Origin of the sequence: Dyella jiangningensis (assembly GCF_003264855.1) — a bacterium.
GTDB lineage: Bacteria > Pseudomonadota > Gammaproteobacteria > Xanthomonadales > Rhodanobacteraceae > Dyella > Dyella jiangningensis_C.
In genome coordinates, this window is the sequence record NZ_NFZS01000004.1 from 1,137,731 (window position 1) to 1,151,771 (window position 14,041).

Sequence of the window (14,041 nt, forward strand, 5' to 3'; positions counted from 1 at the left end):
CCCCGGGTGCAACCCTCCGCACCGCGATCCCAGCCGGTATCTTGCACCGGTAATCCACCACCCGCATTACCACTTGGGCGCGGACGTGAGCCCGCGCACGCTTCATGCGGCCTTGCGCAACTGCCAGGCACTGACCAGGCGGGCGCCCAGCCAGCCCAGCAGAGCCGATGCCAGCGGCACCGCCGCCAGCAGCCAGACCGGCAGCACGTTGATCTGCAGCTTGCCGGCATACACCTGGCCCAGGCGGGCAACCGGCTCGGCCAGCGCCCATTCCACCAGTACGGCAAAACCCACCGCAAGCACGCCGCCGAAGAGGCCGTACCAGATACCGGCATAAAGATAGGGGCGGCGCACGAAAGCGCGGCTCGCGCCCACCAGCATCAGCACGCCGATTTCCTCGCTGCGGCTGGCGATATCCACGCGCACCGTGTTGCCCACCACCAGCAGCACCGCCACCGCGAGCAACACGGCGAGAATCAGCACCGCGCGCTCGCCCACGCCAAGCAGGGCTTCCAGGCGCTGGCGCCAGGTGCCGCCATCCTGCACCTGGTCCACGCCCTGCATGCCACGCACGTCGGACACGAGGTTGTCGACGCTGTCGGCGGTGGCGTCGGGCTTGGGCAGCACTTCGAGCACGTAGGGCAGCGGGTTGGCGTCCAGCGTATGCAGCGCGCCGGAGAAACCTTGCATCTTCGCCAGCTCGTCCATGCCCTGCTGCGGGGTCTTGACCGTCACCGCGGCCACGCTCGCGTGGTCACGCAGCTTCTTGGCCATCAGGTCGGCGGACGCCGCGCTCTGGCTGGGCTGCAGGAACACGCTGATGGTCTGGTTCTGGCCCAGCGCCTCGCCCATCTTCTGCACGTTGCCGAGCAGCAGGTAGAAGGTGAGCGGCAAGGCCAGTGCGATCGCCATCACCGCCACCGTGAGCAGCGTGCCGACCGGACGCGACATCAATCGACGCAGGCTCGCCGCCGCGCTCCAGCCATGATGCTCGCGCCAGCTCGCCACTGGCCGCGCGCGATGGCGACCGCCTCGCCCGTGCGTTTCCGAGAGCAACGGGCTTTCGTTGAGCGGAATGTCGGTCTGCGTGTTCACAGGACCTCCTCGGAAGCGATATCGGCCACCAGGCGCCCGTGGTCCAGTACCACCACGCGCTTCTTCATGCGCTTGATCAACGGCAGGTCGTGGCTGGCGACGAGCACGGTGGTGCCCACCTGCTGGAATTCGGCGAAAAGGCCCATGATTTCCACCGCCAGCGTCGGATCGAGGTTGCCGGTGGGTTCGTCGGCGATCAGCAGCATCGGCTTGGCCACGATGGCACGCGCAATGCCCACGCGCTGCTGCTCGCCCGCCGAGAGCGTGGCGGGCAACTGGCGTTCGTAGGAAAGCAGCCCCACTTTCTCGAGGGCCGCACGCACGCGCTTGCTGCGATCGCCCGGCGCCATGCCGCCGATCATCAGCGGCAGCTCGACGTTGGCGAACACGGTGCGGTCCATCAGCAGGCGGTGATCCTGGAACACCATGCCGATGCGACGACGCAATTTCGGAATGCCGCTGCGACCGACCTTGCCGAGGTTCTGCCCGTCCAGCGTGATGTTGCCGTGCGACGGACGCTCGATCAGGCCGAGCAGCTTGAGCAGCGTGCTCTTGCCCGCACCGGAGTGACCGGTGACGAAGGCCATCTCGCCGGCCGCCACTTCAAAGGAAAGCTGCGACAAGGCCTCATGGCCACCTTCATAGCGCTTGCTGACTTGGTCGAAGCGGATCACCGCGTGTCCCCGATCCTGGATGTCGCATTGGCGACAAGGATAAGGGAAGCACGCGCGAAGGTCAGGCGGTTTGTTTGCATTGGCTGCCGCGGATTCAGTCCGCGACAGCCATGCGTAGGCGCGCCGTGCGCGCCCATGCTCAGCGGCCGGTGAAGAACCGGCTCAGGCGGCGGAAGAAGCCCACCTTCTTGGGGGCGCTTTCGCCCTGCACGCCCGAGGTGATCGCCACGTGGCGGGACGGACGCGCGTGGTTCGCGTCGTTGCCGGTGCGCTCCCGCTGCTGGCGACGCTCGCCACGCTGGCCACGGCCTTCGACCGGTGCGGCGGTTTCCGTCGTCGCCACTTCGCCCTCGCGACGACGATTGCGACCACCGCGGCGGCGGCGACGCTTGCGCGCAGCACCATCGCCCTCGGCGTTTTCGGCCGGGTTGGCCTCCGGTGCCATGGGCTTTTCGGGCTTCGCTTCGACCGGGGCCTCGGCACGCGGCTTGCGCGGTTCGCGCGGCTTGTCGCTGCGCGGACGATCGCCGTCGCGGCCACCACGGCTGCGCGAACGGCCACGCGGGCCACCGTCCTTCTCGCCACGCTGCTCCACCTTGTCGCCAAACGCGGCGCTGTCGGCAGCCGTGTCGGCCATGAACTGGGCGTCCTGCTCGCGCGCCTTCGGCATCACCAGCATGTCGGCCTCGATGTTCGCCACCGGGATGCGCTGGCCGATGTAGCTCTCGATGTCCGGCAGGCTCATCGCGTACAGGTCGCAGGCGAAGCTGATCGCGTCGCCTTCGGCGCCCAGGCGCGCGGTGCGGCCGATGCGGTGCACGTAGTCTTCGGCGTCCTGCGGCAGGTCGTAGTTGAACACGTGGCTGACCGCCGGGATGTGCAGGCCGCGCGCAGCGACGTCGGTGCACACCAGGATGTCGAGCTGGCTTTCCTGGAATCGCTGCAGCAGCTTCTGGCGCTTCAGCTGCGGCACGTCGCCGGACAGCGCACCGACGCGATAGCCCTGGCGCTTCAGGCGATCCGTGATCTTCTCGGCCGCTGCCTTGGTGTTGACGAAGATGATGCTGCGCGTGGGCGTGGTGCGCTCAAGCAGGTTGAGCAGCAGCGGCATCTTCTCTTCCTTGGCGGGGAAGTAGACGACCTGGCGCACGCGGTCGGCAGTGACGTTATCCGTCTCCACCTCGAGCTTCTCCGCGTTGTGCATGTGCTCGTACGCCAGCTCCAGCACGCGATGGCTCAGCGTGGCGGAGAACAGCAGCACCTGGCGCTGCTCGCGCGCCGGCAGGCGGCGGAAGATGAAGCGCACGTCCTTGATGAAGCCGAGGTCGAACATGCGGTCCGCCTCGTCGATCACCATCACCTCGACGCCGTCGAAGCCGAACACGTGCTGCTTGTAGTAGTCGAGCAGGCGGCCGGGGGTGGCAATGATGATGTCGCAGCCGTCCTTGAGCTGCTGGCGCTGCTTGTCGTAGTCCACGCCGCCGTAGATCAGCGCGGTGCGCAGGCCGGTGTGGCGGCCGATGGCCTTGGCGTCCTTCTCGATCTGGATGGCCAGCTCGCGGGTCGGTGCGATCACCAGGGCGCGCGGGTCGCTGTCCTTGCGCTCGGCCACGGCGGGCGTGGTGAGCAGGCGATTCATCATCGCCACCAGGAACGCGCAGGTCTTGCCCGTGCCGGTCTGGGCCTGGCCCGCCACGTCACGGCCGGTGAGCGCGACCGGCAGGGTCAGCGCCTGGATCGGCGTGCAGCGGGTGAAGCCGGCCTCGTCAAGGCCTTGCTGGAGCAGCGGATGGAGGTCGAAATTGGTGAAAAAAGTATCAGTGAGTACGGTTTGAGACATTGCTTATGGAGACTCTGGTACGGGCAGCGCCATCAGCGGCGACCGCCCGGCTCCTTGCTGGTGAGACGTTACAAGGAACAGGTGGATGTTCGGCGCAGCCAGAGGGCACGGCGGCAGGCCCAATCGTGAGATTGCGCGTGCCGGCGACGCTTGCCTTGGCGGGCGCCGGAGGGAGCGGCGGTAATCCGACAGCTCCGCTGGCATAGGTCAAAGGACTGCACCCATGTAAGGGCTTGTCCTGCCAGGAAAACCCTTTCACCTATGTCAACGGAGCCGTCCGTGGCCGCCCAAGGGAGACACTGGCCCTTTCGCGCGAGTGTCACCGCTTCTGTATGCCCACCGCTAGGTGTTGCGCCAGCGAAGGCAGGCTGGTTGCCTGTCGAGATGGTGCGACGCCTAGCGGTGGGCATACAGAAGCGGCCCTGCGGGTGATGCCCAGAAAGCCCACAGACCGCGGTGCGTGGCTTGCTCAGGCAACCAGCCTGGGCTGCGCCACGCCCCACCCCCTGTGGGCTTTCTGGGCATCATGCCACCCGCGCGAAAGGGCCAGTGTCTCCCTTGAATCGCTTGAATCGTGCCCCGAGTTACGTTGGAATGGAGGCCTGCCGCAACGGCATCAGCCTTCCTTCCAGTACGATCCCGCGCTTCATGGGCGCCCCAGTGTAGCCGATGCTGGGCGCGAGGTCGTGAAAGCCCCATCCCGCCTACCTTCGGAGACCCCGGTGAGCGACCTGATTACCCATGTAAGCGATGACGCCTTCGAGCAGGAAGTGCTCAATTCCGATACGCCCGTGCTGCTCGATTTCTGGGCGGAATGGTGCGGCCCCTGCAAGGCCATTGCGCCGATCCTGGACGAGCTGGCCCAGCAGTACGAGGGCAAGCTGCGCATCGCCAAGATCAACATCGACCATAACCAGAAGACGCCCCGCAACTACGGCGTCCGCGGCATCCCGACCCTGATGGTGTTCAAGAACGGCAAGGTCGAAGCCACCCAGATCGGCGCCGTCAGCAAGGGTCAGCTCACCCAGCTGATCGACAAGGCCATCTAAGTTTTCTGAATTTCCTGGATCGCGGCGCTTTACGCCGCCGCGATCCCAGTGCTAGATTTCTTCTCGTCCGTCGGGACTGTCCTGTCCCCCGCGCCGTCCGCGCAACGCAACCTTCCCTCCTGTTCATCAACGGCGCCCCGCAGAGGTTTGCCCGTGTCTGATATCGAAAGCAAAGAAACCAACGACGCAAAGAGCGCCGACGCCAAACCTGTGGCTGAAACCCGCACTCGCGCACCACGCCGATCCGCCGCTGCTGCCGCAGCCGCCGCGGAAGCCAAGGCCGAAAAGCAGGCCCAGCTGGACATGCCGCCGCCTCCGCCGGTCGAGCGCGCCGAACGCGCCGCGCCGCCCGTCGAAGCGCCGGCGCCCGCCCCTGCCACCGAGTCTTCCGCAGGCCAGTCGCAGCAAAATGAAGGTGGCCAGCGCCCGCCGCAGGAAGCTCGCGAGGGCGGCCAGCAGCAAGGTGGCGGCAACGGCAACCAGCCGTTCAACCGCAATGATCGCGATGGCCGCGGTCGTCGTCGCCGCCACGAACGCAATCAGCAGCGTGGCCAGGGCGGTGGCGGTGGCGGCAATCAGCAGCATCCGCGCAACAACAACGGCCTGCCGGTCGACGATGATTACGCCGATGCGGGCAGCAACGATCGCCTGATCAACCTCACGGAACTCAAGCGCAAGAACGCGATCCAGCTGCTGGAATTCGCCGAGTCGCTGGGCATCCAGGAAGGCGTCGCGCGCGCCCGCAAGCAGGACGTGATCTTCTCCATCCTCAAGGCCCACGCCCGCTCCGGCGGTGGCATCTGGGCCGAGGGCGTGCTGGAAATCCTGCAGGACGGTTTCGGCTTCCTGCGCTCGGCCGACGAGTCCTACCTCGCCGGTCCGGACGACATCTACGTGTCGCCCAGCCAGATCCGCCGCTTCAACCTGCGCACCGGCGACTACATCACCGGACGCGTGCGCCATCCGAAGGAAGGCGAGCGTTACTTCGCGATGCTCAAGGTCGACGACATCAACGGCGATCCGCCGGAGGCGTCGAAGAACAAGATGCTGTTCGAGAACTTGACGCCGCTGTTCCCGCGCAAGGCGTTCAAGCTCGAGCGCGGCAACGGCTCCACCGAAGACATCACGGGCCGCATCCTGGACCTGGTGGCGCCGGTCGGTCGCGGCCAGCGTGGCCTCATCGTCTCCCAGCCGAAGTCCGGCAAGACGATGATGCTGCAGAACGTCGCGCAGGCCATCCAGTACAACCATCCGGACGTCCATCTGATCATGCTGTTGATCGATGAGCGCCCGGAAGAAGTGACGGAAATCGCCCGCACCGTGCGTGCGGAAGTGATCTCCTCGACCTTCGACGAGCCGGCCGTGCGCCACGTGCAGGTCGCCGAAATGGTGATCGAGCGCGCCAAGCGCCTGGTCGAGCACAAGAAGGATGTGGTCATCCTGCTCGACTCCATCACCCGCCTCGCCCGTGCCTACAACACCGTGGTGCCGAGCTCCGGCAAGGTGCTCACCGGTGGTGTGGACGCCAACGCGCTGCAGCGCCCGAAGCGCTTCTTCGGGGCCGCCCGCAACGTGGAAGAAGGCGGCAGCCTGACCATCATCGCCACCGCGCTGACCGACACCGGCAGCAAGATGGACGAGGTGATCTACGAAGAGTTCAAGGGCACCGGCAACATGGAAGTGCACCTGAGCCGCCGCATCTCCGAGAAGCGCGTGTACCCGGCCATCGACATCAACCGCTCCGGCACCCGCCGCGAGGACCTGCTGATCGAACCGGACCTGCTCTCCAAGATATGGATCCTGCGCAAGCTGCTGCATCCGATGGACGAGCTGGCCGCGATGGAGTTCATGCTCGACAAGATGAAGAACACCAAGTCCAACGACGAGTTCTTCAATTCGATGAAGCGCTGATCACCAGCGCTTCGCCGATAGAAAAAGCCGCCTTCGGGGCGGCTTTTTTTGCACCATTTTCTCCGGCCCCTCGGCACACGCACAGGACGGGAGGATGCGAAATCCCTAAGCCGTCGTCACTCACATGCAATGGACGTCATGGTGTGCTTGGAAAGCACCGTTCCATCCTGTGCCGTAAGCGCAAGGGTGGTTCCGTCAGCCACCCATTCACCTGTCCTCGCCTCCCCATGCCCCTCAGCCCCGTGCCACGGGACAGGCGGGCTTTGGCCCACCATATAAATGTAAATCACGGCCGTCTGCCCTTTGGGGACTACCCAGCGCACATCCGCTGCGATGCGAGGCCGCGAGCATTGCTCAATGCGTGAAGGAGTCACGACCAACATGGCCTTCCTTCCATGATTCGACAACCAATAAACCACTGTGACGAGACTCGCGAGCAGCAATACCGCCGTGATATTCACCATGCCTTTTCGAGAAAGCCGGAGCCCCGTTTTAAGGCGCATTGCTGTGGGCCCCGTCTGCGTCTTCAAATTCACCGCTCAGATTCAATCGCGCAGCCGAATAGAGATCGTCAAGCAGGTGTCCATCGGCGTCGTCCCCACCCGAAAGAGCGAGGCGGCCGGCGGCAAAGGCCACATCGAGGTATTCCGAACCATTTACCTGCGCAAGCTTCAATATTTCGTGCGGAAGCATCCAGGCGTAGATCTCTTGCCTATTGGCACCATCGAGTCCGCTGCCAACCACGACCCATGGAACTTGCTGCATCTCTGCCGGCTTGCCATTGCGGAAGGTCGTCTCCTGGTAGACCACCTCCAGACCTGGCAGATGATCTCCATAGAAAACGAGGATATACGGTCGCCTCCTGTGCTCGAGGTAGTCCCAGAGCCGCCCGAATTCCCGATCTGCAGCCGCTATGTGGTAACCGTAGTGCGAGAATTCTTCGCAAGCCGTAGCTGATACCCCCGCGGGAGCTGGAATGCTGCTACGGAGGGCTTCATCCTTGACCTGCACTCCCCTGTACGGGCCGTGCGCCTCAATGCTGATCGCGAATACGAATTGCGGCCGCCCGCCCCTTTCCAGCTGACCTATGATCTCGTCCGTCATCGAATGATCAGACAGGTACAGGCCATCCTTGTACGATTGCGGCCCAAACGTCTTTGCCGTTATGAATTTTGAAAATCCCAACGACTTGAACGTATGCCGACGATTCCAAAATTCGCCGCCGTTGCCATGTACGGCGACGGTCTCGTAGCCTGCCTGTTCAAAATCACGCGCGAGACCGGGAATGGTTAAACGCGAAATCTGCAGGTAAGGAAACTGGACGTGCGGATACGCAGCCAGAGGAATGCCCGTGAGCACTTCAAACTCGGTTCGCAACGTGCCACCTCCAAACGTGGGCACCGTCATGGACCCGCCTACACCATGTTCGAATGCCCGATGCAGCGTCGGCAGGAGCTGATGCGTATCGGACACCTGATTCAGGATGCCCGGATCGAAGAATGATTCGCTCTGGATGACAACAACGTCCGGCTGCTGCCCCTCACGTGCGTCCGGAACAAACCTGTCATGGATATCCAGGCGAGCCAGGAGACCTTTGACCGCCTGCCGGTCAATGGGCTCATTCAGCGCGGCATTCATATCGTTACCGGCGTAAAACAGGCTGCCTATCAGGCCCGCGTGAAACTGAGTAAGAAACGGCGAAGGCGATGACACACGCAACCGATCAGCGTCATAAATATGCCGACCGGTATCTCCGACAAGCACCTGATCGGCCACGCCAATGGCACATGCAAGCATGCAGATGCGCAATAGCAGATTCCGGGGCAGAACGGGCTTCTCCAGGCGCAAAAGCAACCCGACAGCAAGCACGAGCGCGACGCATGCCAGCAATATCCAAGTCCAGTTTATGTAGTGAGCGAACAGGCTCACCGAACTCCAGTCGATGCCTTTCAACAGATAAAAATCAAAGACGTTCAAGGTTGAAGCGAGATGAACGGTCTTTTGCGTATTGATCGCATACAGTGCGGCGAGGAACGCCAGCGAAACCAACAGGGACACGCATGCACGCCCCGTAAGCGCGATCAGGCTGATCAGCAGCAATGAAACGGGGATGGAGCTGACCCAGAAGCCGTACGAAAACAGATAACTGTCGATCTCGACATTCAGCGACAGACGGTCCATCGCCCACGAACTAATTGACAATGTCATAAGGGCGGCCACGACTACCCCCAGGCGATATAGCCAGGTCATCCTCACGGGCTAACTCCTTCGCTGCACGGTAACGACAGAGGGAGCAAGCACCCGTATATCGACCAAAACCGCTCTTACAGCGGCTTCCGCCTCGCCTGCGATGGAACACCGGAAAAGGGTTCTAAGTCGAAGCTTGCATGAACCTGACTCCCCGGCGGGAACCTTACTGTCACAAACCATTCTACGCAAGCTTCACGAAAGCTTAATTATGTTGCCGGCGCGTCGGCCTCAAAAACGAACAAGGCCACCGGGGTGGCCTTGTTCGTGCACCGGGATTGCTATCTCGACTCAGGTGCTACCCGTGAAATCCGTCACCAGGGTCACGCGGCGGTTCGGTTGGCCTTCGTCGCCGTGGGCGCCCTTCACGACCTGGCGGTTCTTCACTTCGCCGTAGCCGACGGCGCGGACCTGTTCGGCGTTGAGGCCGCCGGTCTGGATCAGGTAATCGCGCACGGCGTCGGCGCGCTTCTGCGCCAGGCGGCGGTTGTGGGCTGCGCTGCCGGAAGGATCGGCGAAGCCTTCGGCGGTGATGACCGCGTTGGAGTGATGGTCCTTGATGATCTTGGCGAAGTCATCGAGCTGCTTCTTGTCGTCATCGCGGATGGTCGACTGATTGGTATCGAAATGCGCGATCGTATTCACGCTGATGCGGCCCTGCATGGCCGTGATCTGCGAGTCGTATTGCGCGAACTTCTGCTGCATCTCCTGCTTGATCGAGTCGATCTCCTGCTGCTGCTTCTGATCGTTGCCGCGCAACTCGGTGAGGGCGGCGTCGTAGTCGGTCTTCTTGACGAAGTCGGAACAGCCGCAGAGCGCGACGATCATTGCACCCGCGAATGCACGAACGACGTAGGTGGTATGGCGTGCCATGGGTTGGTCTCCTCTTGTTTGGCTTCATGCGTGCGCCTGCCCAGAACAGCAAGACAGCTGCATGCCGAGAGACCCCGCCCCCTACGTCAGGCGGACTATGCTGAAGCCTCCCGGTTGTCACGCATGCCATAGCCATGCAGGCACACGCACACACCGACCCACCGCAGCCATCAACCGCCTGACCGCGGTCTCACGAGACACTGCGCCGCTGCGGCGAAAGACCAGATGAAGATCGAGGGGAGTTTTTCGTTAAGCGCGACTCACGATGGACGACGAGTCACCTTTCTGAATCGATGCTCCTGCACGAGCCACATCGCCACGCCAAAGCCTGTGCCGGCGATCAGCCAGAGCATCGCCGACTGCGCGGTGGTGAGACGCGGGTGCGGAATGAGGTACGTCATGATGAAGAACATCGGCAGGCCGTAGAAGACCACGCCGCTGCGCAGCACAAAGCGCAGCATGCCTCGCTTGCGCGTCCTTGCCCATCGATCGAACTCTCCTGACTGCATGCGTCCTTCTCGCCTTGTTGCATTGCTGGTGTGGCCAACGCAGGGAACGCGCGAGCGCGCCATGCGTTGAGTACCAATAGAGAAGTATGGATCAGAATTCCTTCCAGTGATCGCCGGCGGTGACCAGTTCGGCCGTGGCCGACGGTCGCGCCGGGCGAGCCTGGAACGTCGCCGTGCCGGAGGGCTTCGACGGCGCTGCGTGGGCGACCACGGTGGTTGCGGCCGTCTTCGTCGCTGCCTCTGCTTCGCCTTGCACCGCGAAATAGGCGACCTGCTTGATCAACGCCTGGGACAGATCCAGCGTGTTCCGGCTGGCCGCACTGGCCTCTTCCACGAGCGCAGCATTCTGCTGCGTGACTTCGTCCAGCGTCGTCACCGCGTTGTTGACCTGGCCGATGCCGGCGGATTGTTCTTCCGAAGCCGCGGCGATCACTTCGATGATCGTGCTGACTTCGCGCACTTCGCCGGCGATGTCGTTGAGCGCCTGCCCGGTGCGCTCCACCAGCCCGGCACCTTCGGACACCTTGAGCGTCGTGTCCTGGATCAGCGACTTGATGCTCCTGGCGGCTGCGCTGCTGCGCTGTGCGAGGTTGCGCACCTCGGTGGCCACCACCGCGAAGCCGCGACCCTGTTCGCCTGCGCGCGCGGCTTCGACCGCCGCGTTCAGGGCGAGCAGGTTGGTCTGGAAGGCGATCTCGTCGATCATGCCGACGATTTCGCCCACTTCCTTGCTTGCCTGGGTAATCGCCTGCATCGCGCCGACAGCGGAACCTGCGATGTCGCGGCCCTCTTCCGCGCGTCGACGCATGCGCAGCGCCATCTCGCGTGCCTGACCGGCGCCTTCGGCATTCTGCTTCACGGTGGCGGCGAGTTCTTCCATCGATGCGGCGGTTTCCTCCAGCGAGCTGGCCTGCTCCTGCGTTCGCTGGGACAGGTCGTCGTTGCCCTGGGAAAGGTCGCGCGCGGCACTGTTCACCTGCTCGGCCACGTCGCGCACCTGGGTGACGATGGCGGTGAGCTGGCGATCCATGGCGTCCAGCGAATGCAACGTGTCGCTGAATTCGTCGTTGCCGGTGACGATGGTGGCGTTGTTGAGCCTACCCTGCTGGATGGCACCCGCAAGCATACGCGCCTGGTTCAGTGGCCGCGTCACGGTGCGGATGAGGGCCGCAGCGACGACCAGCAGCACCAGTACGCCCAGCGCGAGGATGGCCAGCGAAAGCCGCCAGGTACGCGCAAAGTGCGTCGCCGCATCGGCCGCCGAACCCCCGGCCTGCTTTTCGTTGATGCTGATGAGCTGGTCGATCGCAGCGGTCTCGCCGGTCATGCCCTGGGACACTTTGCTCACGTGGAGCGCGCGCCCCTCGTCGGTCTTGCCCGCGTCCAGCAGCGCGACCTCATGGTCCATCAAGGGCAGCGTTTCCTTGCGCACCGCCTCGAACTGTTCCGCCACGCGGCGTTCGGCCGCCGTGGACACCATGCCCGGATAGTAGCGGCGCCACGCAGCGTCCAGTCGTTCCTTGTCGGCCGCGATCTTCTTCGCCAAACCTCGCTGGCTGGGATCGATGATCGAGCGGTTCAATGCCAGGCGGTCATCGATGATGGCGGCGCGCACGTCGGTGACCGCCACGATGGCCAGCACGTTGGTGCGATACATGTCGTCGACGAGCCGGTACGTCGCGCGGACTCCGTACAGGCCGACCAGACCCACGACAGCAGCGATGGCCAGGGCGATGCCCATGGCCGCGATGATTTTCAGACGAACGGTAAAGCGCATGATAGCCCTGCCACAGACGGTATCTCCCCTCATGGCGGATATCGGCGCTGCGTGCTTGTCCTTGATGAGCAAGTTCTTGCGCGCCAGCCTGCGTTCATCGACGTGGCTGCCTTCGCGCGATCGGCCGTCCAAACGCTGTGGGCTAGTGGATGTGCTCGATGTCCGAGGGCACCGTGACCCACGGATGCATGCACTCCTCGAACACCGAGATGTTCGGTGCCGGAAACCCCGGGTTGGCGAAGGCGCCGACCGGTACGCCGATCAGGCCTTCGACGGAATCCAGCCGGTAATAGAGCGTCGAACCGCATACCGGGCAGAAATGAAAGGTGGCGTCCTGCCCGGTATCGCCCTTGCGTACATACGCGGTCGCACGGCCGCGGATCACCACGCTCCCCTCGCGAAAGCGCGCCTGCACGCCGAACACGCTGCCGGTGCGGCGCTGGCAGGCGTGGCAATGGCAGATGGAGACGCGCAACGGTTCTTCCGTCGTGCGCAGCATCAGCTGGCGGCAACTGCAGGTGGCGACGCGCTGGGTCATGGCGGAGCTTCCGTGGTGCGATGAGGCGATGCGTCAGGCGTCGTGCCAGGCCAGTTCGAAACCGCCGGCGATGTTCCATGCGCCTGCGCAGGGTGGACGCGAGACGACGGTGACGACGCGCCTGTGCAAGGCTGCCCGTTGCAGTGGATTGAGGTGTCGCTCATGCCATGTGCACCGTGGGTAGCCGGGTGGTGGCGCGCACGATACCTCAAGGCCAAGTGATCGTGTCGGGCGATCGTGCTACGGTCCCTACCTTCTCAGCACGCCGGAGGTGATCGTGTCCCTGTTCCGCCCTCGTCTGATGTCCCTGCTGTTCACCATGCTGGCGGCTGCCAGCCTCCCCGCCGCCGCGCAGACGCTGCGCGTGATGAGCTTCAACGTGCGCACGCCCATGGCCGCCGATGGCCCCAACCGCTGGGAAGCGCGGCGCGACATCTTCGTGCGTACCGTCCGCGAACAGCACCCCGACCTGATGGGCACGCAGGAGCTGCACAAGGAACAGGGCGACTACGTCGTGAGCAAGTTGCCCGAGTACACCTGGTTCGGTATCGACCGCTTCGGTGGGCATGCGGATGAGCACATGGGCGTGTTCTATCGAAAGGACGTGCTGCGGCTGAAGGACTCGGGCAACTTCTGGCTGTCCGATACGCCCGACAAACCCGGCAGCATCACCTGGGGCCATCCGCTTCCACGCATGGTGACCTGGGCGCTGTTCGAACAGATCGCCACGGGTCGCACGTTCTACTACTACAACACGCACCTGCCCTATCGCGAGGAAGACGAGCCGGCGCGACTGAAGGGCGCGAAGGAAATCGTCGCGCGGATCGCGGCACTGCCCAAGGGCGTGCCCTTCATCCTCACCGGCGATCTCAACACCACGCCGAGCAGCGAGACTTACGCGCTACTGACGAAGACGCTGCAGGATGCCCGCGTGGCGTCGCCCAAAGTGGAGGGGCCGGAAAAGACCTTCCACAACTTCACCGGCCAACCGGACCAGCGCATTGACTTCATCCTCACGCGCGGTTTCACGCCGACGCACTACGCCACGGTCACCACGCAGGAGGCCGGACGCTATCCGTCCGATCACTTCCCTGTCGTGACCGACCTGACCTGGACAGCAAGCAAACCCTGATTCGCCGGCGTTTCGCCGGTCGTTTCCAGGTACCGCCAGGCCGCCCCATGGGCGGCCTATGCTTTTCGACGTATTTCCACCTTGCGTGACGAGCGCAACATTCGTCCAGCCGCCCGGCTTTGTTTCAGGCAGACGCGTCACGCCACTTCGGTCAACGGCCGGTTCCGCGTGACGCCGCCAACATCGACCACGTCGGGGCGCGCCATGTTCGCCAATACATCACCTTTCCTTTCCGACACGCCGGGCACGACGACGCCACAGCGCGTTGCGTCACCCTACCCACAACGTGTTGCCGACACGTCGTGCCCGTCGTTCTTTCGTCCCCGTGGTCCGTGTGACAGGACCTCGTTCCACGCTGTTGCCATCGTGATCGAACGTTCTCGCGCTTTCGCTCCA

At 63.8% G+C, this 14,041-nt stretch carries 11 protein-coding genes; 3 read left to right on the forward strand and 8 right to left on the reverse strand.

Annotated features, from left to right (window positions below; translation table 11 throughout):
• Nucleotides 1-102: 102 nt before the first annotated feature.
• The 3 genes from ftsX to CA260_RS17740 all read right to left on the reverse strand — a co-directional run bounded on the left by ftsX (nt 103) and on the right by CA260_RS17740 (nt 3,609).
• A complete protein-coding gene (gene ftsX, locus CA260_RS17730; RefSeq protein ID WP_425479748.1) occupies nt 103-1,095 on the reverse strand; it encodes a permease-like cell division protein FtsX in 993 nt (330 codons plus the stop codon).
• Complete coding sequence (gene ftsE, locus CA260_RS17735; RefSeq protein WP_111984318.1) at nt 1,092-1,769, reverse strand: cell division ATP-binding protein FtsE; 678 nt, start codon at nt 1,767-1,769, stop codon at nt 1,092-1,094. Before ftsE ends, ftsX begins: the two co-directional genes overlap by 4 nt.
• Nucleotides 1,770-1,908: 139 nt before the next feature.
• Nucleotides 1,909-3,609 carry a DEAD/DEAH box helicase gene (locus CA260_RS17740; protein ID WP_111984319.1) on the reverse strand — a complete coding sequence of 567 codons (1,701 nt, stop codon included), beginning with the start codon at nt 3,607-3,609 and terminating at the stop codon, nt 1,909-1,911.
• Nucleotides 3,610-4,331: 722 nt separating this feature from the next.
• Here CA260_RS17740 and trxA point away from each other — a divergent pair.
• Entirely contained in the window at nt 4,332-4,658 is a 327-nt protein-coding gene (gene trxA, locus CA260_RS17745; RefSeq protein ID WP_038621456.1) for a thioredoxin TrxA, read from the forward strand.
• Nucleotides 4,659-4,811: 153 nt separating this feature from the next.
• Nucleotides 4,812-6,569, forward strand: a complete 1,758-nt coding sequence (gene rho / locus CA260_RS17750) for a transcription termination factor Rho (protein ID WP_111984320.1) — start codon at nt 4,812-4,814, stop codon at nt 6,567-6,569.
• Between the two features lie 492 nt (nt 6,570-7,061).
• Here rho and CA260_RS17760 read toward each other — a convergent pair whose 3' ends face one another.
• From CA260_RS17760 to CA260_RS17780, 5 genes are all read right to left on the reverse strand, one after another.
• Nucleotides 7,062-8,819 (reverse strand): LTA synthase family protein, encoded by a 1,758-nt coding sequence (locus tag CA260_RS17760; RefSeq protein ID WP_111984322.1) that lies wholly within the window; start codon nt 8,817-8,819, stop codon nt 7,062-7,064.
• Between the two features lie 288 nt (nt 8,820-9,107).
• Nucleotides 9,108-9,689 carry an OmpA family protein gene (locus CA260_RS17765; RefSeq protein ID WP_111984323.1) on the reverse strand — a complete coding sequence of 194 codons (582 nt, stop codon included), beginning with the start codon at nt 9,687-9,689 and terminating at the stop codon, nt 9,108-9,110.
• A gap of 260 nt (nt 9,690-9,949) precedes the next feature.
• Entirely contained in the window at nt 9,950-10,198 is a 249-nt protein-coding gene (locus CA260_RS17770; protein WP_238149807.1) for a hypothetical protein, read from the reverse strand.
• A gap of 91 nt (nt 10,199-10,289) precedes the next feature.
• On the reverse strand, nt 10,290-11,975 hold the full coding sequence (locus tag CA260_RS17775; RefSeq protein WP_172461887.1) for a methyl-accepting chemotaxis protein: 1,686 nt from the start codon (nt 11,973-11,975) through the stop codon (nt 10,290-10,292).
• Nucleotides 11,976-12,117: 142 nt separating this feature from the next.
• Nucleotides 12,118-12,513: a GFA family protein gene (locus CA260_RS17780; protein ID WP_111984326.1), complete on the reverse strand. Its 396-nt coding sequence runs from the start codon at nt 12,511-12,513 to the stop codon at nt 12,118-12,120.
• Between the two features lie 301 nt (nt 12,514-12,814).
• Between CA260_RS17780 and CA260_RS17785 the strand changes: the two genes are divergently transcribed.
• On the forward strand, nt 12,815-13,645 hold the full coding sequence (locus CA260_RS17785; protein ID WP_111984327.1) for an endonuclease/exonuclease/phosphatase family protein: 831 nt from the start codon (nt 12,815-12,817) through the stop codon (nt 13,643-13,645).
• The last annotated feature ends 396 nt before the right edge of the window (nt 13,646-14,041 follow it).

What these genes read in the sequence shown, in the direction of transcription:
- CA260_RS17740 (WP_111984319.1), bottom strand. Translation starts at nt 3,609, where the DNA reads ATGTCTCAAACCGTACTCACTGATACTTTTTTCACCAATTTCGACCTC.
- CA260_RS17760 (WP_111984322.1), bottom strand. Translation starts at nt 8,819, where the DNA reads ATGACCTGGCTATATCGCCTGGGGGTAGTCGTGGCCGCCCTTATGACA.
- CA260_RS17765 (WP_111984323.1), bottom strand. Translation starts at nt 9,689, where the DNA reads ATGGCACGCCATACCACCTACGTCGTTCGTGCATTCGCGGGTGCAATG.
- CA260_RS17770 (WP_238149807.1), bottom strand. Translation starts at nt 10,198, where the DNA reads ATGCAGTCAGGAGAGTTCGATCGATGGGCAAGGACGCGCAAGCGAGGC.
- CA260_RS17775 (WP_172461887.1), bottom strand. Translation starts at nt 11,975, where the DNA reads ATGCGCTTTACCGTTCGTCTGAAAATCATCGCGGCCATGGGCATCGCC.
- CA260_RS17780 (WP_111984326.1), bottom strand. Translation starts at nt 12,513, where the DNA reads ATGACCCAGCGCGTCGCCACCTGCAGTTGCCGCCAGCTGATGCTGCGC.
- CA260_RS17785 (WP_111984327.1), top strand. Translation starts at nt 12,815, where the DNA reads ATGTCCCTGCTGTTCACCATGCTGGCGGCTGCCAGCCTCCCCGCCGCC.